General features: G+C 71.7%; 20 protein-coding genes and 1 pseudogene. 11 read left to right on the forward strand and 10 right to left on the reverse strand.

Translation table 11 applies throughout. The features are described from left to right. A complete protein-coding gene (locus tag CIB93_RS10805; RefSeq protein WP_096626501.1) occupies window positions 1-426 on the forward strand; it encodes a universal stress protein in 426 nt (141 codons plus the stop codon). A gap of 49 nt (window positions 427-475) precedes the next feature. Here CIB93_RS10805 and CIB93_RS10810 read toward each other — a convergent pair whose 3' ends face one another. Further along, window positions 476-1,702, reverse strand: coding sequence for a cation:proton antiporter (locus CIB93_RS10810; RefSeq protein ID WP_096626503.1), 1,227 nt, complete (start codon window positions 1,700-1,702; stop codon window positions 476-478). A 259-nt stretch (window positions 1,703-1,961) separates the two neighbouring features. Between CIB93_RS10810 and CIB93_RS10815 the strand changes: the two genes are divergently transcribed. Both CIB93_RS10815 and CIB93_RS10820 read left to right on the forward strand, forming a co-directional pair. Then, window positions 1,962-4,229 (forward strand): MMPL family transporter, encoded by a 2,268-nt coding sequence (locus CIB93_RS10815; RefSeq protein WP_096626505.1) that lies wholly within the window; start codon window positions 1,962-1,964, stop codon window positions 4,227-4,229. Window positions 4,230-4,279: 50 nt separating this feature from the next. After that, on the forward strand, window positions 4,280-5,365 hold the full coding sequence (locus tag CIB93_RS10820; protein WP_096626507.1) for an acyltransferase family protein: 1,086 nt from the start codon (window positions 4,280-4,282) through the stop codon (window positions 5,363-5,365). Window positions 5,366-5,567: 202 nt separating this feature from the next. On the opposite strand, the gene CIB93_RS10825 is transcribed toward CIB93_RS10820, so the two are convergent. The 3 genes from CIB93_RS10825 to CIB93_RS10835 all read right to left on the reverse strand — a co-directional run bounded on the left by CIB93_RS10825 (window position 5,568) and on the right by CIB93_RS10835 (window position 8,216). Then, the gene (locus CIB93_RS10825; RefSeq protein ID WP_096626509.1) at window positions 5,568-7,154 is read right to left on the reverse strand and encodes a DEAD/DEAH box helicase; all 1,587 of its coding nucleotides are present in this window, start codon (window positions 7,152-7,154) and stop codon (window positions 5,568-5,570) included. 201 nt (window positions 7,155-7,355) lie between these two features. Continuing rightward, window positions 7,356-7,559, reverse strand: a complete 204-nt coding sequence (locus tag CIB93_RS10830) for a cold-shock protein (RefSeq protein ID WP_015609674.1) — start codon at window positions 7,557-7,559, stop codon at window positions 7,356-7,358. A 303-nt stretch (window positions 7,560-7,862) separates the two neighbouring features. Beyond that, entirely contained in the window at window positions 7,863-8,216 is a 354-nt protein-coding gene (locus CIB93_RS10835; RefSeq protein WP_096626511.1) for a MerR family transcriptional regulator, read from the reverse strand. Between the two features lie 414 nt (window positions 8,217-8,630). On the opposite strand from CIB93_RS10835, the pseudogene CIB93_RS10840 reads away from it, so the two are divergent. The 4 genes and pseudogenes from CIB93_RS10840 to CIB93_RS10855 all read left to right on the forward strand — a co-directional run bounded on the left by CIB93_RS10840 (window position 8,631) and on the right by CIB93_RS10855 (window position 11,753). After that, window positions 8,631-9,187: pseudogene (locus CIB93_RS10840) on the forward strand (hypothetical protein). Between the two features lie 10 nt (window positions 9,188-9,197). Further along, window positions 9,198-9,785 (forward strand): toxin, encoded by a 588-nt coding sequence (locus tag CIB93_RS10845; protein ID WP_096626515.1) that lies wholly within the window; start codon window positions 9,198-9,200, stop codon window positions 9,783-9,785. A gap of 67 nt (window positions 9,786-9,852) precedes the next feature. Next, window positions 9,853-11,115: an MAB_1171c family putative transporter gene (locus CIB93_RS10850; RefSeq protein WP_096626517.1), complete on the forward strand. Its 1,263-nt coding sequence runs from the start codon at window positions 9,853-9,855 to the stop codon at window positions 11,113-11,115. After that, on the forward strand, window positions 11,112-11,753 hold the full coding sequence (locus CIB93_RS10855) for a hypothetical protein (protein ID WP_257002137.1): 642 nt from the start codon (window positions 11,112-11,114) through the stop codon (window positions 11,751-11,753). The genes CIB93_RS10850 and CIB93_RS10855 overlap by 4 nt, the downstream gene beginning before the upstream one ends. A 93-nt stretch (window positions 11,754-11,846) precedes the next feature. Here CIB93_RS10855 and CIB93_RS10860 read toward each other — a convergent pair whose 3' ends face one another. Beyond that, window positions 11,847-13,385, reverse strand: coding sequence for a ParB/Srx family N-terminal domain-containing protein (locus tag CIB93_RS10860; RefSeq protein WP_096626640.1), 1,539 nt, complete (start codon window positions 13,383-13,385; stop codon window positions 11,847-11,849). A 280-nt stretch (window positions 13,386-13,665) separates the two neighbouring features. Between CIB93_RS10860 and CIB93_RS10865 the strand changes: the two genes are divergently transcribed. Further along, window positions 13,666-13,911 (forward strand): hypothetical protein, encoded by a 246-nt coding sequence (locus tag CIB93_RS10865; protein ID WP_096626519.1) that lies wholly within the window; start codon window positions 13,666-13,668, stop codon window positions 13,909-13,911. Between the two features lie 223 nt (window positions 13,912-14,134). On the opposite strand, the gene CIB93_RS10870 is transcribed toward CIB93_RS10865, so the two are convergent. After that, a complete protein-coding gene (locus CIB93_RS10870; RefSeq protein WP_096626521.1) occupies window positions 14,135-14,863 on the reverse strand; it encodes an alpha/beta hydrolase in 729 nt (242 codons plus the stop codon). Between the two features lie 79 nt (window positions 14,864-14,942). On the opposite strand from CIB93_RS10870, the gene CIB93_RS10875 reads away from it, so the two are divergent. From CIB93_RS10875 to CIB93_RS10885, 3 genes are all read left to right on the forward strand, one after another. After that, complete coding sequence (locus CIB93_RS10875) at window positions 14,943-15,446, forward strand: peroxiredoxin (protein WP_096626523.1); 504 nt, start codon at window positions 14,943-14,945, stop codon at window positions 15,444-15,446. Window positions 15,447-15,550: 104 nt separating this feature from the next. Next, window positions 15,551-16,060: a hypothetical protein gene (locus CIB93_RS10880; protein WP_096626525.1), complete on the forward strand. Its 510-nt coding sequence runs from the start codon at window positions 15,551-15,553 to the stop codon at window positions 16,058-16,060. 97 nt (window positions 16,061-16,157) lie between these two features. Then, window positions 16,158-17,612, forward strand: a complete 1,455-nt coding sequence (locus CIB93_RS10885) for a flotillin family protein (RefSeq protein ID WP_096626527.1) — start codon at window positions 16,158-16,160, stop codon at window positions 17,610-17,612. 267 nt (window positions 17,613-17,879) lie between these two features. Here the strand turns inward: CIB93_RS10885 and CIB93_RS10890 are convergent, their stop codons facing one another. From CIB93_RS10890 to cbiE, 4 genes are all read right to left on the reverse strand, one after another. Next, window positions 17,880-18,551 carry a nucleotidyl transferase AbiEii/AbiGii toxin family protein gene (locus CIB93_RS10890; protein WP_096626529.1) on the reverse strand — a complete coding sequence of 224 codons (672 nt, stop codon included), beginning with the start codon at window positions 18,549-18,551 and terminating at the stop codon, window positions 17,880-17,882. Further along, entirely contained in the window at window positions 18,548-18,895 is a 348-nt protein-coding gene (locus tag CIB93_RS10895; protein ID WP_096626531.1) for a transcriptional regulator, read from the reverse strand. Before CIB93_RS10895 ends, CIB93_RS10890 begins: the two co-directional genes overlap by 4 nt. Window positions 18,896-19,078: 183 nt before the next feature. Further along, entirely contained in the window at window positions 19,079-19,828 is a 750-nt protein-coding gene (gene cobM, locus CIB93_RS10900; RefSeq protein WP_096626533.1) for a precorrin-4 C(11)-methyltransferase, read from the reverse strand. Further along, entirely contained in the window at window positions 19,825-21,096 is a 1,272-nt protein-coding gene (gene cbiE / locus CIB93_RS10905) for a precorrin-6y C5,15-methyltransferase (decarboxylating) subunit CbiE (protein WP_096626535.1), read from the reverse strand. The genes cobM and cbiE overlap by 4 nt, the downstream gene beginning before the upstream one ends. Window positions 21,097-21,193 lie beyond the last annotated feature (97 nt).

Below are 21,193 nucleotides of genomic sequence, written 5' to 3' on the forward strand. Positions count from 1 at the left end.
ATGTCGGTTGTGCTCGGTTACGACGAATCCCCCGGCGCCGCCCGCGCCCTGCGCATCGCGATCGAGGTGGCGGCGGCGTACGGGGAGGAACTGATCCTCGTGTACGGGGCGGCCGCCCCGGGCCTGCGCGACGGGGCCGAATACCGCAGCCACTACGACGCGATCCGGCAGGCCGGGCGCGCCGGACTGGAGCACGCCCTGACGGCGGCCGAGGCGGCGGGCGTACCGGCGAGTGTGGAGGTGCTGGACGAGAGCCCGGCCCAGGCGCTCCTGGACGCCGCCCAGCGGCACGGGGCCCGGGTCATCGTGGTCGGCACCTGGGGCGAGAGCCCCATGCGCGGCGCGCTCCTCGGCTCGACCCCGCACAAGCTGCTGCACATGTCTCCCGTCCCGGTGCTGTGCGTCCCGACGGAGGACGCGCCCTGAGTGCCGGAGGAGGGCCCGCGCTCCCGAGAGCCGCCGAGGACGCGGGACCTCACCACGCCTCGCCGCTCTCCGCCGCGCGGGTCGGCGCCTCCGGCCCCGCACCGCCCTCCTCCCTCCGCAGCAGCCGGAACGCCAGCAGGGGGAACGTCAGCACCGACACCAGTGCCGCGGCGACCAGAGCGGCGGCCTCGCCCGTACCGATCACCTTGTCGTCCAGGCCGATGGCGGTGATCGCGACCACCAGCGGCAGACAGGTGGAGGAGAACAGCGCGAGCGCGGAGCGGGGGGCCCGCCCGGTCAGGTCGCGCGGGGCCAGGAGGTACGCCGGTACGCCCCGCACCAGCAGGAACAGCAGCAGGAAGACCGGCACGAGCAGCAGCGGGCGGCCGCCGTCCAGGAGCGCCGCGAGGTCGAAGTCGATGCCCGTGACGACGTAGAAGAACGGGACCAGGAACCCGAAACCGATGGCCTCGATCCGCCCCAGGACCTCCCCGCTGCTCTCGGGCGCCGACCCCTGGAGGACCAGCCGGGTCAGCATCCCGGCGGCGAACGCGCCGAGCAGGGTGTCCAGGCCGAAGACATGGGCCAGGCCCAGCATCCCGGCGAGCAGCAGCATCACGAAGCGGACGGCGAACTGGCCGCTGCTGTGCAGGGTCATGGCGATGATCCGGGCGAACCACGGGGGCCGGGGCCGCATCGCCCAGAACACCGCGCCCACCGTGATGGCGGCGAACCCCGCCAGGACCATGCTCGCCGCCCCCGGACTCCGCCCGCTGAACAGCAGGGCCATCGCCACGATCGGCCCGAACTCGCCGACCGCCCCGAACGCCATCACCACCGACCCGAACCTCCCCTCCAGCCGCCCCGAGTCCCGCAGGATCGGCAGTACCGCCCCCAGGGCCGTGCTGGTGAGCGCGGTGCCGATCACCAGGCTCTTGGCCAGGTCCGCGCCGCTGAGGAGCAGGGCGACCCCGAGCCCGGCGGCGAAGGAGAGGATCCAGGCCCCACCGCCCCGGCGCAGGGTGGCGCCACGGACCTCGGCGAACCGGATCTCGTACCCCGCGAGGAAGATCAGCATCGAGAGGCCGAGGTCGGACAGGGCGTCGATGACCTGGTCGTGATGGGCCCAGCCGAGCACATCCGGCCCGACCAGGATGCCGAGCACGATCTCGAAGATGACGACGGGGACGGACAGCCACCGCCCGGTCGCATAGCCGAGCAGCGGGGCGAGAACCGCCAGGGCCATGATCAGGACGAGGGTCCCGGGGTGCTCCATCGCTCGTGTATAGCAAGGGATGCGCCGTAATCGACCGCATTGACACCGAAAGTGCACTACTGGGACGTCGCTCAGTCCGGGCAGTACGTGTCCCGCGTCGGGCGCGGCGGGGCGAACGCCGTATCGCCGTACAGGGCCCTGCGGACCGCACCCGTCACCCGTTTCCCCGCACCGGGGTGCCGCTCGGCGGCCGGAGCCATTGAATGCGAAGTCCGGGGCGATCGGGTATCGGGCATCGGGGTGGAGGCAGGAGAACGGCATGCCGTCGACGCAGGTCCGTACGGGCCGGGGCACCGCCCCGCGCCGCCGGGGGGCACTGCGCCGCACCGGCGAGTGGTGCGCCCGGCACTTCCTGACGGTCCTCGTGCTGTGGGTGGCCGCGCTCGCCGGGCTCCAGGTCCTCCAGCACGCGTACGGCGGCGACTACTCCGACGACTTCTCGCTCCCCGGCACCCAGTCCCAGGACGGCCTCGACGTACTGGAGGCCCACGCGCCGCAGGCGGGCGGCTACAGCGCCCAAGTGGTGCTGCACGACGCCGGCACGACGCTCACCTCGGTCTCCGACCAGGTCGCCACGGCCGTCGCCGACCTGGAGAAGCTGCCCGACGTGCTCTCCGCGCAGAACCCGCTGCCGCCGTCCGGCTCCACCCCGCCCCCGGCGCCCGACCCGAACACCGGGCCGCTCTCCACCGACCGGAAGACCGCGTACATCACCGTCCGCTTCAGCGTGCAGCCCTCCACCCTCGACCCGTCCTACCTCGACGGGGTCGACGCGGCGGTGCAGCCGCTGCGCTCGGCCGGGGTGGAGGTGGAGTACGGCGGTTCGCTCGGGGAGCTGGCCCGCCCCGAGCCCGACGACCGCACCAGCGAGGCGATCGGCTTCGGGGTGGCGATCGTGGTCCTGCTGATCGGCTTCGGCAGTCTGCTGGCCGCCGTGCTGCCGCTGGTCACCGCCCTGGTCTGCGCCTTGGGCGGGCTCGCCCTGCTCGGGCTGCTGGCCGCCGCGGCGACCTTCGCGACGGTCTCCCCGACGCTCGCCACGATGATCGGCATCGGCGTCGGCATCGACTACGCGCTCTTCCTGGTCACCCGGCACCGGCAGAACCTGATCGACGGCCAGGACCCGGTGACGGCTGCCGGGAACGCGGCCGCCACCAGCGGCCACGCGGTGCTGCTCTCCGGCTGCACGGTGATCATCGCGCTGTCGGGGCTGTGGGTCTCCGGGATCGGGTTCATCGGCAAGCTGGGCCTGGCCGCGGCGGTCACCGTCGTCACCGCGGTGTTCGGCGCCCTCACGCTCGTACCAGCGGTCCTCGGTCTGATCGGCCGCCGGATCGACCGGGTGCACCTGAGGAAACCGGTGGCCGAGACCGTACCGGCGACGGCGAACACGGAGGTCGGCGGCTGGCACCGGTACGCGCAGCGGGTCGAGCGACGGCCGTGGTGGTTCCTGGTGGGCGGGGTGGTGGTGCTGGCTGTCCTGTCCATCCCCCTCTTCTTCATCCAGCTCGGCCACATCGGCGACGGCGCCGACCCGAAGTCGTTCACGGACCGGCGCGCCTTCGACCTGATGTCGGACGCGTTCGGCCCCGGCTCCAACGGCCCGCTGACCCTCGTCATCGACCAGAGCGACGTGCCGTCGGCCGACCGCTCGTCCCTCGCCGACCAGGCGCAGAAGGCGCTGGCCAACGTCCCGGACGCGGCGGTGATCACCCCGCTCGCCGCCACGTCGGACGGCGACGTGCTGACCGCCACCGCCTACTCGGTGGCCGCCCCGCAGGACGGGCGGACGACCTCCCTGGTGAACCGGCTCACCGACGACGTCCTGCCGCAGGCCGTCTCCGGCACCGACGCGAGCACGTACGTCACGGGCACGACCGCCGCCCAGGTCGACTTCCTGGACATCGTCTCCAGCCGCCTGCCCCTGATCATCGCGGTCGTCGTGGCCCTGGCGTTCCTGGTGATCCTGGCGGTCTTCCGGGGCCTGCTCGTCGCGCTGAAGGCCGCCGTGCTGAACGTCCTGTCGATCGCCGCCTCGTACGGGGTCGTGGTGGCCGTCTTCCAGTGGGGCTGGGGCGGTCCGGCGCTGGGGGTGTCGGGGAAGGTGCCGATCGAGAGCTATGTCCCGATGATGATGTTCGCGATCGTCTTCGGGCTGAGCATGGACTACGAGATCTTCCTGCTCTCCCGCATCCACGAGGCCTGGCTGCGCACCGGCGACGCACGGGCGAGCGTCGCGCACGCACTGGAGATCACCGCCCGGGTCATCACCTGCGCCGCCCTGATCATGGTGAGCGTCTTCGCCGCGTTCGTGATCAGCGACAACATCGTGGTGAAGATGCTGGGCCTGGGGCTGGCCGCCAGCGTGCTCATCGACGCCACCGTCGTACGGCTGCTGCTGGTCCCGGCGGTGATGACCCTGCTGGGCCGGTCCGCCTGGTGGATTCCGGGCCCGCTGGACCGGTTCCTGCCGCACCTGGACGCCGAGGGGAGCGCGGAGCCCCACCTCACCACCGAAGGAAAGTGAGACAGAACACAGCGGCCGGAGGGAACGCTTCCACCGCCTAGGGTGTCAGGATGCCTTCCCCCGTCATCTGGAAGCTGCCGCGCCCCACCGCCGCCGCCTCGCCCGGGACCGGCGCGCCCGCCGCCGATGGCCGGGACCATTTCTTCGACAACGCGAAGTACCTGGCGATCGTGCTGGTGGCGATCGGGCACGCCTGGGAGCCGCTGCCACCCGGCCGTCTGGTGGAGGCGGCGTACACCTTCGTCTACACCTTCCACATGCCGGTGTTCATCCTGATCGCGGGCTACCTCTCACGGAACTTCGAGCTGCGGCCGGACCGGGTGTGGAAACTGGTCACCAGCCTGCTGGTGCCCTACCTCGTGTTCGAGGTGCTGTACACGCTCTTCCACCGGGCGTTGCGCAACCCGGATTTCTCCCTGTCGCTGCTCTCGCCGTACTGGCTGCTGTGGTTCCTGCCCGCCCTGTTCTTCTGGCGGCTGTCCACGCCGATCTGGCAGGCCGTACGCTTCCCGGTGCTGGTCTCCCTCGGCATCGCCGCCCTGGCGACGGTGTCACCGGCCGCCGACGGGTCCCTGCCGGTCCAGCGCACCTTGCAGTTCCTGCCGTTCTACGTGCTGGGCCTGCGGCTGGGCCCGCAGCACTTCGCGCTCGTCCGCCGCACCTGGGTGCGCGTGGTCTCGGTGCCCGTGTTCGCCATCGGGATGCTGGTGGCGTACTGGCTGGTGCCCCGGACCTCCACCTCGTGGTTCTTCCGCAAGAACAGCGCCCAGGAGATGGACACCGCCCAGTGGACGGGCCCGGCGGCCACGCTCCTGCTGTTCGCGGCCGCCATCGTGCTGGGCGCCTGCTTCCTGTCCTGGGTGCCCCGGGGCCGCACCTGGATGACCGCGCTGGGCACCTGCACGCTGTACGGGTACCTGCTGCACGGCTTCGTCGTCCGCGGACTGTTCTACGAGGGCTTCTACGACCGGCAGGTCTTCGACACCACCACGGGCACGGTCGCCGTCACCGTGGGCGCGGCCGTCATGGTGACCCTGTTGTGCACTCCCCCCGTACGGCGCCTCCTGCGCCCGCTGCTGGAGCCCCGCATGACCTGGGCCAGACAGCGCACCCCCGCCCGGCCGGCCAAGGACTGAACAACGGGTCGACGGCCCAGCACGGACGCCGCCACCGTCACCCCGAGCAGCGTCAGCGTCCTCTTCATGGTGCGGATTCCCGTGCGGGCCGAAACCCGCGAGGCGCACCGACGCCCGGGCCCGACGCCTTGTTACGGACGGTCACCTGACCGAGTGCCCCGGGGCCGCGAGCGCCCCGGGAAGGCGCCGGTCCGTACGGGTCTCACGCGGCGCGGTTGCTCCGGCGCTGCGCGGCGGCCGCACGGGCCTCGCGCGTCGGCAGGTCCGGGCGACGGCTCCGGGCCGGAGCCCCGCCGCCGCGCTTGGTGCCCCGGCCCATGAACGCACCGCCACCGCGGCTGCCGCGCTCCTTGGGCGGGGCGGTGATGACGACCGGGAAGCCCGAGGGCGCCTGCGCACCGGTGATCCGGCTCAGCTCGGCCTCGCCGGAACGGACCTGGGCGATCTGCGGGGTGATTCCGGCGTCCGCCATCAGCCGGCTCATCTCGCGGCGCTGGTTGGGCAGGACGAGCGTGACGACGCTGCCGGACTCCCCGGCGCGGGCGGTGCGGCCGCCGCGGTGCAGGTAGTCCTTGTGGTCGCTCGGCGGGTCGACGTTGACGACGAGGTCCAGGTTGTCGACGTGGATGCCGCGCGCCGCGACGTTCGTGGCGACGAGGACCGTGACGTGCCCGGTCTTGAACCGCTCCAGGGTCCGGGTGCGCTGCGGCTGCGACTTGCCGCCGTGCAGCGCCGCCGCCCGGACCCCGCTCTGCAGCAGGTGGTCGGTGAGCTTGTCCACCGCGTGCTTGGTGTCCAGGAACATGATCACACTGCCGTCGCGGGCCGCGATCTCCGTCGTGGTGGCGTACTTGTCGGAGCCCTGGACGTACAGGACGTGGTGCTCCATCGTCGTCACCGCACCGGCGGCCGGGTCGACGGAGTGCACGACCGGGTCGTTCAGGTAACGCCGCACCAGCAGGTCGACGTTGCGGTCCAGGGTGGCCGAGAACAGCATCCGCTGCCCGTCCGGGTTCACCTGGTCGAGCAGCTCGGTGACCTGCGGCATGAAGCCCATGTCGGCCATCTGGTCGGCCTCGTCGAGGACGGTGATGGTGACGCGGTCCAGCTTGCAGTCGCCGCGCTCGATGAGGTCCTTGAGGCGGCCCGGGGTGGCCACGACGACTTCGGCGCCGCCGCGCAGCGCACTGGCCTGGCGGCCGATGGACATCCCGCCGACGACGGTGGCGATGCGGAGCTTGAGCGATCGGGCGTACGGGGTGAGCGCGTCGGTGACCTGCTGGGCCAGCTCCCGGGTGGGGACGAGGACCAGGGCCAGCGGGCGCTTGGCGTCGGCGCGGCGGCCCGCGGTGCGGGCCAGCAGGGCGAGCCCGAAGGCCAGCGTCTTGCCCGAGCCGGTGCGGCCGCGGCCCAGGACGTCCCGGCCGGCCAGCGAGTTGGGCAGGGTGGCCGCCTGGATCGGGAAGGGCACGGTCATGCCCTCGGCGACGAGCGCCGCCTTCAGCGGAGCGGGCATCTCCAGCTCACCGAAGGTCTCGGCGGCGGGGAGGGCCGGGGTGACGGTCACGGGCAGAGCGAACTCGCCCTTCACCCCGGACGCGGAGCGGCGGCCGTAGCCACCGGACCGGCCGGAGCCGCCCGATCCGCCAGGGCCGCCGGAGCCGCCGGACCGCCTGGGTCCGCCGCCGAAGCCCGCGGCCCGGCGCTCACCGCCGGAGTGCCGGGGGGCGCCGCCGGAGCGGGTGCGGGAGAAGCGGTCGTTCGAGCGGGGCGTACGTTCGCGATTCATGCAGAACCTTTCCTCGATGAGGCACGTGGGGCACGTATCGAGGGATTCTCAGAATCGCAAGAACGAGCCGGTGAATGACAGATGAAATGACAAAAGAAAAACGAATGGGCCGCCCCCGGGGACCAGCGCCCCGGAAACGACAACGAGCTGGGGCCCGCACCCCAAGGTGCGGGCCCCAGCTGCGCAGTACGACCTGAGTGATCAGGCGGGGGTGATGTTCTCGGCCTGCGGGCCCTTCTGGCCCTGCGTGACGTCGAAGTTCACCTTCTGGCCCTCCTGCAGCTCACGGAAGCCGCTGGCGGCGATGTTGCTGTAGTGGGCGAAGACGTCGGCGCCGCCGCCGTCCTGCTCGATGAAGCCGAAGCCCTTTTCCGCGTTGAACCACTTCACGGTGCCAGTAGCCATGTCATATCTCCTTAGGGGCAGAGCCCGCGGGCCCACACTGTGCGGGCCCCACGTCGCCGCGATGATTACCCCATCCGGAAAGAACACCGGAAATACAAAAGTGCACCCGCCGACATCCGACCGGCAAGAGCACTTGAAGTCTTTGGGAACCACAACTGCAACTGAGATCAACAGTAGCACGATGGAGCCCGAAGAGCCCGTGCCTAATATCACCGCGCCGGTCGGAACAGAAAAGACTCACGGCTCATTACGCGAAATTCTGTGCCCGCGAAAACAGATATTCTCGGGGTGGGACGGGGTCCGTCAGCGCGGCCCCGCCGGACCGCCGCCGGCCCGGGCGGACCGGCCGCGCAGCTCCTCGTTGAGGCGCAGCGCCTCTTCGAGCTGGTCCTCCAGGATGACGATGCGGCAGGCGGCCTCGATGGGCGTACCGGCGTCGACGAGCTCACGGGCGCGGGCGGCGATGCGCAACTGGTAGCGGGAGTAACGGCGGTGGCCGCCCTCGGACCGCAGCGGGGTGATCAGCCGGGCCTCGCCGACCGCGCGGAGGAACCCCGGCGTCGCACCGATCATCTCCGCGGCTCGCCCCATCGTGTAGGCGGGGAAGTCGTCGTCATCGAGACGGTCGGCGGCGTGCGAGGGGGTTTCCGGGGGCAATCTGCACCTCTCCTGTCACGCGGCACCGGAGGAGCCGGGCGCCGTACGCCTGCGGGGTACCCCTCTGCTGCGTACCGCTGTGTCACGTGACTGCACAAGAAATCCTAATGGCCCGGGAAGGTCATGTCTATCGCGACCGGAACAGGTTTGAGCCACCGGAGCGGGCACGGCGGACCTGCCGCGGAGGGTCGCTGACCGACTGGTCAGTTGTCGTCGGGAGGACCGCGGGGCCATAATGCACGCGTAGCCCTTCACGCATCCCCCGTCGTGAAGGGCTACACCCCTGTCCGGAGCCCCTTCCGGCGGGCGCGACGGCCTTCACGGGCAAGGGACTCCCCTCGCGGTCCCCTGCCCGTGTTTTTTCGAGTTAACAGTGACGTAGAGTGTTTACGCAAGCTCAGTTCCGACTCCGAGGTGCTCAGGAGGCCCGGATAGCCATGGACGACGGCGACGAACGCGGTCCGGAGCCTGCCGACCCCACCGCCCCGGACGAGCTGCCCCGCCTCGGCTCCCTGCGGGAAAAGGTCGAGTACATGGTCGAGAAGACCTTCCCCGGCCAGAAGATCTCGGGCCGGGTCTTCGCCGAGCTGGTCCGCGACCGCGGCGGTTCGCTGTCGCACAGCTACTTCTCCAACATCCTCGCGGGCAAGGTCACCCAGCCCTCCGAGGACATCCTCAAGGCCCTCGGACTGGGCTTCGGCGTGGACTGGCGCTTCTTCAAGGAGGAGTCCGAGGTCGTCGACGACGTCGTCGCCGGGCTCCAGTTCCTGGCCAAGCGCCGGACCGGGGAGATCAGCGGAGTGGCCGGGAGGGGGCTGAACGAGGACGGACTCCCGCCGGAACTGCTCCAGTTCGCCCTGTCCCTGCTGGAGGACGCGGCCCGCGAGAGGGAGGGAACCGGGGATCCGGCCGGGGAGGACGGCGGAAGCGATTCCGCCGCGACCCGCCGCTCCGCGGGCCCGGCAGCGTAGCGTCTTCGCCATGTCCCTGCGGAAGCTGCGGAAAGAGTGCGAGGCCGGGCTCGCCGACCTGCCCATCCCGGTTCCCTTCTCGCTGGACGGGCTCGTCGCGAACATGGAGCAGGCGAGCGGGCGCACCATCCGGCTGCACGAGATGCCCGACCGCCTCGCCCGCGCCAACGCCGCCTGCGGACTGCGCCTGAAGGCGGGCGGCACCAGCCTCGTCCTCTACCGCCGCAGGCCGACGGCGTACCAGACCCAGCACGTCATCCTGCACGAGCTGTGCCACGAGTGGTTCGACCACGGCACGACGCTGGACGCCGAGCAACTGCGGGCGCTCCTCCCGGTCTTCGACACCTCACTGATCGCCCGGATGATCTCTCCCGCCGCCGCCGAGGCCTTCGCCTCCGGCGGCGGGACCGTCCAGGCCCGTGCGCAGTACGACACCCACGACGAACGCATGGCCGAATTCGGCGCCTCACTGATCCCCCGGATGGCGCGGGGCCTCACCACCGATGACATGGTGGGGCGGCTGGACAACTCCCTGTCCCGCCCGGTGGCCCACCGGCGGCGCGGGTTCTTCGGCCGAAGACGACCCGACGACGCCTGACACGTGCCACCAGCCCCCACCGCGGGCCCTCTCCCCCGCGCTCCCGACCCCGAGGACGAACACCGCCGTGACCCCCCTCGATCTCGCCGGCTACCTGATAGCAGGCCTGATGACGGCCGTTGCCCTGTGGCGCATGCCCGCCGCCCTGTGGGGCGACGAGGAGGACCGCAGACGAAGAGCCCTGTGGGGCTGCTACGCCGGATTCGCCATCGCCCTGTGGACGAAGACCGAGGCGGTGCGCATCGGCCTCAACAACAGCGCCGTCACCGACCTCGCCGTCCTCATCAAGCACTACACCGCCACGGTGGCGATTCTGGCCATCCTCAGCTACATCGTGGCCATCTACGGCAGCTATCCCGAAGAGGGCGCCGTCCCCCGCCACGTACGGTTCGCCCGGCTCGTACAGCGGCTCGCGGCCAAGGCGTCCGTCGCCACGCTGATCCTGCTGACCGTCCTCTTCTTCACCGTGGTCGACCGCTCCGAGCCCTCGGACCGCTTCGTCTCCGACCACGCCGGGGAGTGGGGCGCCACGCTCTACATGAGCGTCTTCTACCTCTACCTCGGGGCCGCGTCCGCCGTCTGCGCCTTCCAGTGGGCACTGGCCACCGCCGACGCCCGGCGGCGCCATCTGCGTATCGGGCTCGGGATGATGACGTTCGCGATGTTCATCGGCGTCGGCTACACCGTCAGCCGCACGCTGTTCCTGTGGATCAGCGTGGTGGACGAGCCGAGCGAGGCGTTCGCGCTGCGCTTCGACCAGATCACCGAGGCGGCGCAGCTGGTGCTGTTCGCCTTCTTCGCCCTCGGCGCCTCCATCCCCGCGTTCGCGGCCGGTGCGCGGCGGGCGCGGCTGTGGCGGGCCCAGGTGAAACTGCACGCCCTCTGGTACGAGTTGATGGCCGCCTTCCCCGACCAGCCCTTCGACCCGCCCGCGTCCCTGCCCCGGGAGCTGACCCGGTTCAACGTTCCGGCGGACCTGCGGGTCGACCGCTGGGCCGCCGACATCGCGGACGCGGTGGAGAAGCTGCGCCACTACGTCCCCGACGGGCTGCTCGCCGCCGCCGACGAGGCCGCCGCCACCGGCCCCCGAAGGGGGAAGGGTCTCGCCGACGCGTACTGGATCAAGGCCGCCCTCCTCGCGAAGGCCTCCGGCGCACCCGCCGGGGCGGCCGCGACGGTCGCCACCCAGCACGCCGCCGACCAGGACGGCGAGGTGGCCCGGCTGGTGCGGGTCGCCGCCGCGTACCGCACGGTCGGCGAGGAGCGCGCCCGCGCGGTCCTCGGGGCCGCGACGGCCGACACATCCCGTACGACGGAGAAGACCGCATGACCGGCAGCACCGCCGAGGACACCGGCAGCACCACCGAAGACAACCGGGCCGCGGACGCGGCAGGGCCTACGACCTCCGTGGCGCGCACCGTCACCGACGTCCTCCAGCCCCGCAACGTCCTGCTGGTGGGCATGCTCGGCATCGGTCTGGCGGCGGCGGGCGGTGAATGGACCGGGTTGCTCTGGGGCTTCCTCGGGGCGCTCTGCGCCGGGCTGATCCCGGCGGGGTACATCGAGTGGGAGCGCGGACGCGGCACCTGGGGCGACCGCCATGTCGTGGACCGTACGAAACGGGCGCCGATCTTCTTCGTGATCCTGGGCTCGATCGGCGCAGGTTCGGTGGTCATGGTGCTGGGGAACGCGCCCAGCGGAATCCTCGTCGCGATGCTGGCGCTGTGGGTGATGACGATCGGTCTGCTGGCCGTCAACACGGTGTGGAAGATCTCGGTCGACTCGGCCGTCGCCTCGGGGGCCGTCGCCCTCCTGGCCGTGGTCCACTCCCCCTGGTGGCTCCTGGCCTACGTGCTGACGACGGCGGTCTGCTGGTCGCGGGTGGCTCTCGGCTACCACACCGTCGCCCAGACCGTGGCGGGTGCGGGCCTGGGCGCGGCGACGACAGTGGCGTACGTGTTCGTCTGAGCCGGGGCTACGTGCGAGCCGAGGCCACGTCCGAACGGGGCTTCATCCGAGCCGAAGCCACGTCCGAGCGGGGGCTCGGGCGCCGGGGGTGTTTCAGACCCCGGCGCACTGCCCAATCCGGGGCCCGCGCACGTCGTTGGGCCGGCCGGCGGTGTCCGGGGCGGGCCGGTTGGCGGAGCAGGCGAGCGGCCCGGTGACGGTGTTGGCGGCGAGCTGCACGCCACCGGTGTTGCCGGTGAGGTGGACGACCCCGGTGACGGTGTTGGCGGTGCAGCCCGGCCCGCCCAGCCGTACGGGACCGGAGGCGCGGCTGACGGAGACAGGGCCGGTGACCCGCGATCCGCAGAGGTGGACGGCTGCCGCGCCGTCGGCCTGGAGCGGGCCCTCCAGCGTGGAGCCGGTGACCACGAGGGCGGCGCCCGGGCGGACGGTGACCGGCCCGCGCTGGGCGGCGCGCTCCAGGCAGGTGACGCCGCTCGCCACGGTCAGCGGCCCGTTGCGGGGCCCGGTGAGCGTCGTCGTACAGGCGGGGGCGGGCAGGATGCGGGCCTTGAAGTCGAGGGACCCGGCCAGCTTGCCCGGCTTGGGAGCGTCGATCGGCCTGGCCAGCTTGGCGAACGCACCTCCGGTCTCCTTCTTGCCGCCGTTCCACTCCGCGATCCGGCCCAGCTGGGCGGCGGTCCTCCCGTCGTCGACAACCGCGTCGGCCTCCAGCGCGGCCATCGACTTCGAGGCCGCCTTGACGAGGTCGAGGTAGGGGCCGGGTTCCGTCAGGTCGTACGCGGACACGTCGTGCTCGCCGCGCAGCCAGGAGCCCCACGAGAACTCCAGGAACTCGGTCGCCCCGTCGGGGACTTCGTAGCCGATGCCACGCGTGAAGTAGACGAGGCTGCGGTAGCGGTCGTCGCGGAAGCCGCTGATGCCCAGGCGGTCCGGCAGCTGCTCCACGGCCAGCGGCCGGTCGTTCTCGTCGCGCAGCCACACCTTCTTCTCGGCGGTCATCCGCTGCCAGAACGCGGCGGTCGACAGGGAGCTGAAGTTGTCGGTGACGCGGAGCCGGACCGGCAGCCGGGTGGAGCCGCCGGGGCCCTCCAGGAAGGACGTCAGCGTGTGGTGCCCGTCGGTGAGGTAGAGCTTCCCGCCCGGCCCGACGACGGCCGTCTTCATCGGGGCCATGGTCTCCGGGGTCTCCTGCCCGATCGGTACGGTGCAGGAGAAGCTCGCCGGATCGTCCAGCCGGGCCCCGTCACGCACCGAGGCGGCCTCGCCCTGGCCGTTGGTCTCGCACCAGTCGTCGAAGCGCTTGTTGAAGTCGCCCGCCGCCTCGTCGCGGTCGCTGCCGTAGCGGCCGAGCTTGTAGAAGACCTGGTCGAAGCCGAGTACGGCCTGGGTCGGGTGCAGCTCCCCCAGGGTGACGCCGACCAGGTCCCCCGGCCGCGCACAGCGGTACGCCGCGGAGCCCGCGCTCCCGGCGCACGCCTGCTCGGCATCCGCTCCGACGGCGGCCGCTCCCCTGCCCGCTCCGACGGCGGCCGTTCCCGTTCCCGCACCGGTGACGACCGCGCCCGCGGCCAGCGCCCCGGCCAGCAGCAGGGCCCCGCGCCGAGGCAGCCCCGTACCCGATCCGTTCATCGACTTCATCGACCGTCGTCCCCTCCGGGCCGCGGCTCCTCCGCGTCCTCGGCAGGGACGATGGCAAGGCGCGGCGACGGGGTCGGGGACGGGACGTGAACGCACGATGACGCTGCCGTGCCACGGCGGGTCGGTGACTTCCCGGATGCCCTGGCGGGACCGACCGCTGGCGGTGCCGTCCGTTTGCGGTGCCGTCCGTTTGCGGTGCCGTCCGTTTGCGGTGCCGGCGGACACCCGGTTACGTGGGGTACGCGACGCCCCCGTACCTGGAGGTACTCCTATGGCGAAGAACCGGTCCGCCCCCGCCAAGGGCCTGCGCGGCAGCAAGGCGGGGCTCGTGCTGAGCCTGGGCGGCAGCGCGCTCGCGGTCATCAGGGCGTCCAAGCAGGTCCGCCGGGCCAAGGGCACGCACGACAAGCTGAGCACCGCCGACGCGGTGGCCGGGCTGCTGCCGCTGATCACCTCGGCAGCGCTCGTACTGCGGCAGCTGCGGGGCCGCAGGCGGGAGACCCCCGAAGCGGCGTGACCCGCGCGGTCGGGCCCCCGGGGGCGGCGTGACCCGCACGGTCGGGCCCCCGGGGGCGGACACAGCACCGGCGGGCCCTCCCGGGTCCGGGACGCCAGGACGGCGATGTCGTCCTCGGCATCCTCGGCATCCTCGGCATCCTCGCCGAACCGGTCGACGACGGCGAGCAGTCAGGTCGCGGCCCGGTCCGGGCCGGACCGGGCCGGGCCGGACCTCCGGAGCCTCAGGGCTTGGCCGGAGCGGCCCCCTCCATCGCGGCGCGCAGCCGGTCGAGGTCGAGGGTGCCCTCGGTGGCTTCGGCGGTGGGCGGCAGGTCGAGGGCCGCCCGGACCGGCCCCGGCAGACTGCCGGACCCCAGCAGTCCGGAAACCAGCGCGGTGGTGAGGCGGTGCCAGGCCGGGGCGCGCCGGATCATGGCGTGGTCGCCGCCTCGAACGGTGACCATGCACGTCCGGGCACCGGCGCGACGGGCCCGCGCGGTGAGGGACTGGGAGGCCTGGGGGCTGGTCATCCGGTCCCGGCTGCTGTGGACGAGGACGACGTCGCGCCCCGCGAGCTGACTCACCGGGTCCCCCGGCGGACACCAGGGCGCGAGCCCGACGACGCCCCGCACGAGGGGGTGCCCGGCGGCGCACAGGGCGGCGCGGGCGCCCATGGAGTGGCCGAGGAGGACCACCGGTACGTGCCCGACCTCCTCGCCGAGGGCGTCGAGAGCGGCCAGGGCGTCGTGGAGGGGGTCGGCACGGGGCCCGTTCCACCCCCGGTGGGCGTACCGAACCTGCCGTACGAGCACGTCGTCGGCGGACCCCCGGCCGGCCCGGCCGATGGCGCGGACGAAGGGCCGCATCCGCAGACCGGGCAGGTTCAGCGGGCCGGGCGGCGGGGGCCCCGTACCGCTCTCGCGCCCGCCGTGCAGGACGAGAACCGCGGCCGACGGCGGTCGTTGGGCCACACGTGCCTCCAGGTCCGGATGTGGACCGTTCACTGTACGGTCACGGGATCACCCGTGTACGCGACACCAAGGAGCCGATATGACAGCAGGACCTCAACTGGGCAGCGAGGCACCGGACTTCACACTCCCGGGCGGAGTCCTGCGGTCGGCTCCCAAATCCGCGGGGAGCACCTTCGAACGCACCGACCACCGACTCTCCGCCGCCCGCGGCCGGGCGGTGGTGCTGGCGTTCTACCCGGGGGACAACACCACAGTCTGCACGAAGCAGCTGTGCGCGTACTCGTCGGGAATGGAGGCCTTCGAGGGGCTCGACGCCGAGGTCTGGGGCATCAGTCCACAGGGTGTGGACAGCCATGAGTCCTTCGCCCGTGCCCACGGACTGCGCATGCCGCTGCTGGCCGACGAGGGCCGGGAGGTCGCCAGGTCGTACGGGGTCACCGCGCCGGGCATCGGGGTGCGGCGGGCGGTCTTCCTCATCGGCCCGGACGGCGTTCTACGCTGGAAGCACGTGGCGCTGCTCGGAGCGACCTTCCAGTCACTCTCCACACTCACCGACCGTTTGTCCGGCATCAAAAGCGCATAAAGATTGCCGGAACCCGGCAGTGACCGGGCGGCCTGGCGTATGGGATCATCCAGCCAGATCGACGGAAAGCACTCGGGGGAAGTCGACAACAGGGGAGTGATCGTGTGACCTTCTTTCTCGGTCTCGGCATCGCGGGGATCGTCCTGCTGGCCTTCTCCCTGATCTTCGACGGGCTGCTCGAAGGGCTGCTCGGCGGGGTGACCGGCGGCCTCTTCGACGGACTGCTCTCGCTGCCGGTGATCGCCGGGTTCATCTCGATGCTCGGTTTCGGCGGGGCCATCACGCTGGGCGCGACAAGCGCGGGACCATTCGTGGCGACGCTCATAGGCACCGCCTCCGGTGTCGCCGCGGCCTGGCTGACCTGGAAACTCAGCAAGGCACTGATGCGGGACCAGACCCACACGACCCCGCGCGAGTCCGACCTCGTCGGTTCCTCGGGTTCCGTCGTGACGGCCATCCCGGCCGCCGGGTACGGCGAGGTGCTGCTGAACCTGGGCGGTCAGCCCGTGAAGTACGCGGCCAAGTCCGCCACGCCCGTCGCACGCGGGACGGAGATCTGGGTGGAAGAGGCCCTGTCGACCACGTCGGTGGCAGTCCGCCCGGTGGAGCGCTGACCCTGCACCACCTCACCCAGGCATCTCCACCCATCCACCTGAACACCGCAATTCGCAATCTGCCGTCCCCCACCGGGAGGCAGGGGGGACACGTTTCATGAGTCCAGTCGTCATCGCCGTCATCGGCATCGTCGTACTCCTGGTCCTGCTGGGCCTGGTCGTCATCACGCGCTACAAGGTCGCCGGGCCCAGCGAGGCGTTCATCATCACCGGCCGCCGGGGCAAGAAGTCGACGGACCCGGTCACCGGACGCATCAGCGTCGACAACAGCGGCCAGAAGGTCGTCGTCGGCGGCGGCGTCTTCGTCGTGCCGTTCGTCCAGCAGAAGTTCACCCTGGACCTCTCCAGCCGCCACATCCCGATCTCCGTGCGCGGCGCGGTGACGCTGCGCGGCGTCAAGTCGAACCTCGAAGGCGTCGCGATCGTCAAGGTCGGCGGCAGCGAGGACGCGATCCGCGCGGCCGCCCAGCGCTTCCTCCAGCAGCAGGACGGCATCGTCGGCTTCACCCAGGAAGTGCTCTCGGGCGCGCTGCGCGCCATCGTCGGCCGGATGTCGGTCGAGGACATCATCCGGGACCGGGCCGCGTTCGCCGGGCAGGTCGCGGAGGAGGCCGAGGCCAGCCTCTCCGGCCAGGGCCTGATCCTGGACGCCTTCCAGATCCAGGACATCACCACCGAGGGCTCCTACCTTGAGGACCTCGGCCGCCCGGAGGCCGCCCGCGCCAAGCAGGAGGCCGACATCGCCGAGGCCATCGCGAAGCGGGCCTCGGAACAGGCCCGGCTGAAGGCGGCCGAGGAAATCGCCATCGCCGAGCGGACGTACTACCTGAAGCAGGCCGAGATCAAGGCCGAGACCGAAGCCGCGGCCGCCAAGGCCAACGCCGCCGGTCCGCTCGCCGAGGCCGCCCGCCAGCAGGAAGTCCTCCAGGAGCAGGAGAAGGTCGCCGAGCGCCAGGCGGCGCTGACCGACCGCGAGCTCGACACGAAGGTCCGCAAGCCCGCCGACGCCGCCCGCTACCAGGCCGAGCAGGAGGCGGAGGCCCGCCGCATCGCGCAGGTCAAGGAGGCCGAGGCCGACGCGGAGCGCTCGCGCCTGACCGGTCAGGGTGAGAAGCTGCACCGTTCGGCCCTGGCCGACGCGGTCCGCATCGAGGGTGAGGCGGAGGCCGCGGCCATCGCCGCCAAGGGTTCCGCCGAGGCCGAGGCCATGCAGAAGAAGGCCGACGCGTTCGCCCAGTACGGCGACGCGGCCGTCCTCCAGATGCTGGTCGAGGTCCTCCCGGACGTCGTCGCGAAGGCCTCCGAGCCGCTGAGCGCCATCGACAAGATGACGGTCATCTCCACGGACGGCGCAAGCCAGCTGGCCCGCACGGTCACGGACAACGTCGCCCAGGGCGTGGAACTGCTCAACTCGACAACGGGCGTGGACCTCGGGGCTCTCCTGGAGAACCTGAAGGCCCGCACGATCTCGGGTACGCAGAGCCAGAGCCCGGAGGAGCCCGCCGAGGACTCCTCCTCGCAGAAGAACGGCGAGATCGAGATCAAGGGCTGACGCGCGAGGTCTCGCGCAGCACCCCTGTTCAGTGCCCGGGAGCGCCCTGTCGGCTCCCGGGCACTGCCATGTCCAAGCGGGCTCTCCCCATGAATCCGGGCCCGCGCCATGATCACCCTGCCGTCCGCCACGGGACGGGCCCTACGGGCCGAGCAGAGTCATTGTCGGTGCCCGGCGACTGCCGCCCCCGGCCGGGTTCGGCCTCCGGGGGTTCCAGGTCCCGAAAGCTGGGTCCTGGACACCGATGGGCCGACCTCTCGGAGGCCGTCATTCCTCGTGCGGAGCCTCCAACTCGTGCAGCCTTTCGCCAATGTCGTCGGCCCAGATCTGCGCCCACTGCCTCAGCTCGACGATCTCCCGGTCGTCGAGTCCGTAGGCGGCGAATTCCGTGTCGTCGATCCAGTCGGCTCCGACCAGTCGAGCTTGAAGCTCGGTGAGATCGAAGGAATCGCGGGCATGGCGGCGACCGAGTTCTTCGAGTTCCACGGGGCTCCAGCGGTCGGTGCCGGCCCGCACATCGATCAGATCCCTGGCGAGCCCGCGATCGGCCAAGGCCCGGACCTTGGTCCCGACGACATCTTCGAGGGACAGCACCAAGCCGTGCTCAGTCTGTACGGGCGGCCGCCAGAGTGCTTCCTTGAGGATGTCGACCTCGCACTCTTCACGGCTGGCGGGGTCGGTAACCATCAGACGTGCGGACAGCGGGTCCGTCTCCAGGGCTTCGACGCACCATCCGCGCTGCTCCAGTCCGGTGCGCACGACAGCCGCGATGTCCTCCATACGATCCGGGTTCTCGGTCGCGACATCCAGGTCCTGGCTGAGCCGGTCGACCAAGCCGTGCGCCTGAACCGCGTAGCCGCCGGTGAGCGCAAGAGGGTAGACGCCACCCACGTCGAGCACGTCCGCGAGCAAACGGCGGTGCAGCTCCGTGAGGTTCACGCAGCGGCCCGGACGCTGTCGGCCAGTTCGGCGAAAGCGCCCTCCCAGGCCTCGCGAACATCACGACCGATCAGGGTGCGCAGCACGGGCCAAAGACCGACGAGGAGATCCCTGTCGAGGTACTGGACCAGGTCGTCGTGCTGCCCCTCGGCCAGGACGATCCGGTAGTAGCTCATCCGCAGCCGCGGCCGGTCGAGATCGAACGTGGTCAGCCCCGACCACGCAAGGTGCAGGGGCAAGGACACCGGGCCGTGCTGGGGACCGGCAAGCTCGGAGAGCGCTGCGGGCAGTCGCCGGGCGAACTTGGCACGACGAAGGTCGGAAAGGCCGGGCTGAGATGCCATACAGGGATTATCCAGGAAGGTCAGGCGGTGGGCTGCTCGGTCCGCAGGTAACACTCCTGCGGGCAGGAGACTGAGTCCCGAGGATCCGCGCCCCATCAGGGTAGCTCCATCGAGGGCACCGAGTTCGGAGTCGAGGAAGCCCGCAGTATCGCGTGAGGGCGGCCTGCCCTCATCCGACGGCCGTCAGCACCCGCCCCGCTCCCGCCCCACCGAGTAGAGGTGGCTGTCCCGGAACTGGTCCGACCCCAGCGTCCGCCCCACCATGATGACCGCCGTCCTGATCACGCCCGCAGCCTTCACCTGCTCGGCGATCGAGTCCAGGGGGCCCCGCAGGATGATCTCGTCCGGGCGGGACGCCATCGCCACCACCGCCGCCGGGCAGTCCGCGCCGTAGTGCGGGAGCAGTTCGGCCACCACGCGGTCCACGTAGCGCGCCGCCAGGTGGAGGACGATCAGTGCGCCGCTGCGGCCCAGGGTCTCCAGGTCCTCGCCCTCCGGCATCGCCGTGGCTCGCTGCGCGATGCGGGTCAGGATGACCGTCTGGCCGACCGTGGGGACCGTCAGCTCACGCTTCAGAGAGGCGGCGGCCGCGGCGAAGGCGGGGACGCCGGGGACGATCTCGTACGGGACGTTCGCCTCGTCCAGGCGCTTCATCTGTTCGTTGACCGCGCTGAACACCGACGGGTCGCCCGAGTGCAGGCGTGCCACGTCGTGGCCGTCCATGTGGGCCTGGACGAGTTCGGCGGTGATCTGGTCGATGTCCAGGTTCGCCGTGTCGATCACGCGGGCGTCCTGCGGGCACTCGGCCAGCAGTTCCACCGGGACCAGGCTGCCCGCGTACAGGCAGACCGGTGCGGCGGCCAGGATGCGGGCGCCTCGCACCGTGATCAGGTCGGCCGCTCCCGGGCCCGCGCCGATGAAGTACACGGTCATGGTCTGTCTCCAATGTGCGAACTTGCCTCTGCCCCGAAGGGTTTACGTACCGACCACTGCGTCACCGGCATCGCCTGACGCCAGCCCGTGAAACCGCCCACCGGCACCGCGTGCGCCACCGCCAGGCGCACCAGCTCGCCCCCGTACGCCCGGTGCCGCTCCCCCAGCAGCGCCTCCGACTCCAGCGTCACCGTGTTCGCGACCAGCCGGCCCCCGGGGCGCAGCGCCTCCCAGCACGCGTCCAGCAGGCCCGGTGCCGTCAGGCCCCCGCCGATGAACACCGCGTCCGGCGGAACCAGACAGGAGAGGGAAGCAGGGGCCGCGCCGGTGACGACCTCCAGCCCGGGCACCCCCAGCCGTTCCGCGTTCCGCGCGATCCTGGCCGCCCTCGCCGGGTCCCGTTCCACGCTCACCGCCCGGCACGACGGGTGCGCCCGCATCCACTCGATCGCGATCGAGCCCGAACCGCCGCCCACGTCCCAGAGCAGTTCCCCGGGCGCGGGAGCCAAGGCCGCGAGCGTGGCCGCCCGGATGTGGCGCTTGGTGAGCTGGCCGTCGTGTTCGTACGCCTCGTCCGGGAGGCCGGGCAGCAAGCCCAGGCGCAGGGCGTCCGCCCTCGCCCTGCACTCCACCGCGATCACGTTCAGGCGGTCCCCCGGCCGGTGCTCCCACGTCTCCGCTGTGCCCTCGACGTACGTCTCCGCCTCGCCGCCCAGCTGTTCCAGGACGCGCAGGCGGCTCGGGCCGAAGCCATGGGCGGTGAGGAGGGCGGCGACCTCGGCGGGCGTGTTCGCGTCCGCGCTCAGGACCAGAAGCCTGCGGTCCTCGTGCAGCGCGGCGACCAGGCGGGACGGCGGGCGGCCCACCAGCGTCACCACCTCCGTGGTCTCCAGCGGCCAGCCCAGCCTCGCGCAGGCGTACGAGAGGGAGGACGGGTGCGGCAACACGTGCAGCCCCTCCGGCCCCAGCTCCTGTGCCAGTGCCCGGCCGATCCCGTAGAACATCGGGTCCCCGCTCGCCAGCACCGCGGTCCGGCGCTCCCGGTGCTCGGCCAGGAGACGGGGCACGGCGGGGCGCAGGGGTGTGGGCCAGGCCGTCCGTACGCCCGCGCACTCCGGCGGGAGCAGGTCCAGCTGGCGCGGCCCGCCGATCAGCACCTCCGCCTCGCGGAGCGCCGCCCTCGCCGGGTCCGACAGGCCGGGCCAGCCGTCCGCGCCGATCCCCACCACGGCGACGGGGTACCTGGGTGTGGGCGGCTTGGCAGGCACGGAGGGACCTCATGGTTCATCGTTCAGGGCCGGGGGAAGTCGTTCGGCACTTTACTGAACCGCCCGCTCCAGGCCCTCCGGCGGGTGAATCCCCGGG

It is taken from the genome of Streptomyces sp. WZ.A104 (genome assembly GCF_002382885.1).
GTDB lineage: Bacteria > Actinomycetota > Actinomycetes > Streptomycetales > Streptomycetaceae > Streptomyces.

What these genes read in the sequence shown, in the direction of transcription:
- CIB93_RS10875 (WP_096626523.1), top strand. Translation starts at nt 14,943, where the DNA reads ATGACAGCAGGACCTCAACTGGGCAGCGAGGCACCGGACTTCACACTC.
- CIB93_RS10860 (WP_096626640.1), bottom strand. Translation starts at nt 13,385, where the DNA reads ATGAACGGATCGGGTACGGGGCTGCCTCGGCGCGGGGCCCTGCTGCTG.
- CIB93_RS10825 (WP_096626509.1), bottom strand. Translation starts at nt 7,154, where the DNA reads ATGAATCGCGAACGTACGCCCCGCTCGAACGACCGCTTCTCCCGCACC.
- CIB93_RS10855 (WP_257002137.1), top strand. Translation starts at nt 11,112, where the DNA reads ATGACCGGCAGCACCGCCGAGGACACCGGCAGCACCACCGAAGACAAC.
- CIB93_RS10805 (WP_096626501.1), top strand. Translation starts at nt 1, where the DNA reads ATGTCGGTTGTGCTCGGTTACGACGAATCCCCCGGCGCCGCCCGCGCC.
- CIB93_RS10895 (WP_096626531.1), bottom strand. Translation starts at nt 18,895, where the DNA reads ATGGCATCTCAGCCCGGCCTTTCCGACCTTCGTCGTGCCAAGTTCGCC.
- CIB93_RS10810 (WP_096626503.1), bottom strand. Translation starts at nt 1,702, where the DNA reads ATGGAGCACCCCGGGACCCTCGTCCTGATCATGGCCCTGGCGGTTCTC.
- CIB93_RS10865 (WP_096626519.1), top strand. Translation starts at nt 13,666, where the DNA reads ATGGCGAAGAACCGGTCCGCCCCCGCCAAGGGCCTGCGCGGCAGCAAG.
- cobM (WP_096626533.1), bottom strand. Translation starts at nt 19,828, where the DNA reads ATGACCGTGTACTTCATCGGCGCGGGCCCGGGAGCGGCCGACCTGATC.
- CIB93_RS10820 (WP_096626507.1), top strand. Translation starts at nt 4,280, where the DNA reads ATGCCTTCCCCCGTCATCTGGAAGCTGCCGCGCCCCACCGCCGCCGCC.
- CIB93_RS10885 (WP_096626527.1), top strand. Translation starts at nt 16,158, where the DNA reads ATGAGTCCAGTCGTCATCGCCGTCATCGGCATCGTCGTACTCCTGGTC.
- CIB93_RS10815 (WP_096626505.1), top strand. Translation starts at nt 1,962, where the DNA reads ATGCCGTCGACGCAGGTCCGTACGGGCCGGGGCACCGCCCCGCGCCGC.
- CIB93_RS10845 (WP_096626515.1), top strand. Translation starts at nt 9,198, where the DNA reads ATGTCCCTGCGGAAGCTGCGGAAAGAGTGCGAGGCCGGGCTCGCCGAC.
- CIB93_RS10830 (WP_015609674.1), bottom strand. Translation starts at nt 7,559, where the DNA reads ATGGCTACTGGCACCGTGAAGTGGTTCAACGCGGAAAAGGGCTTCGGC.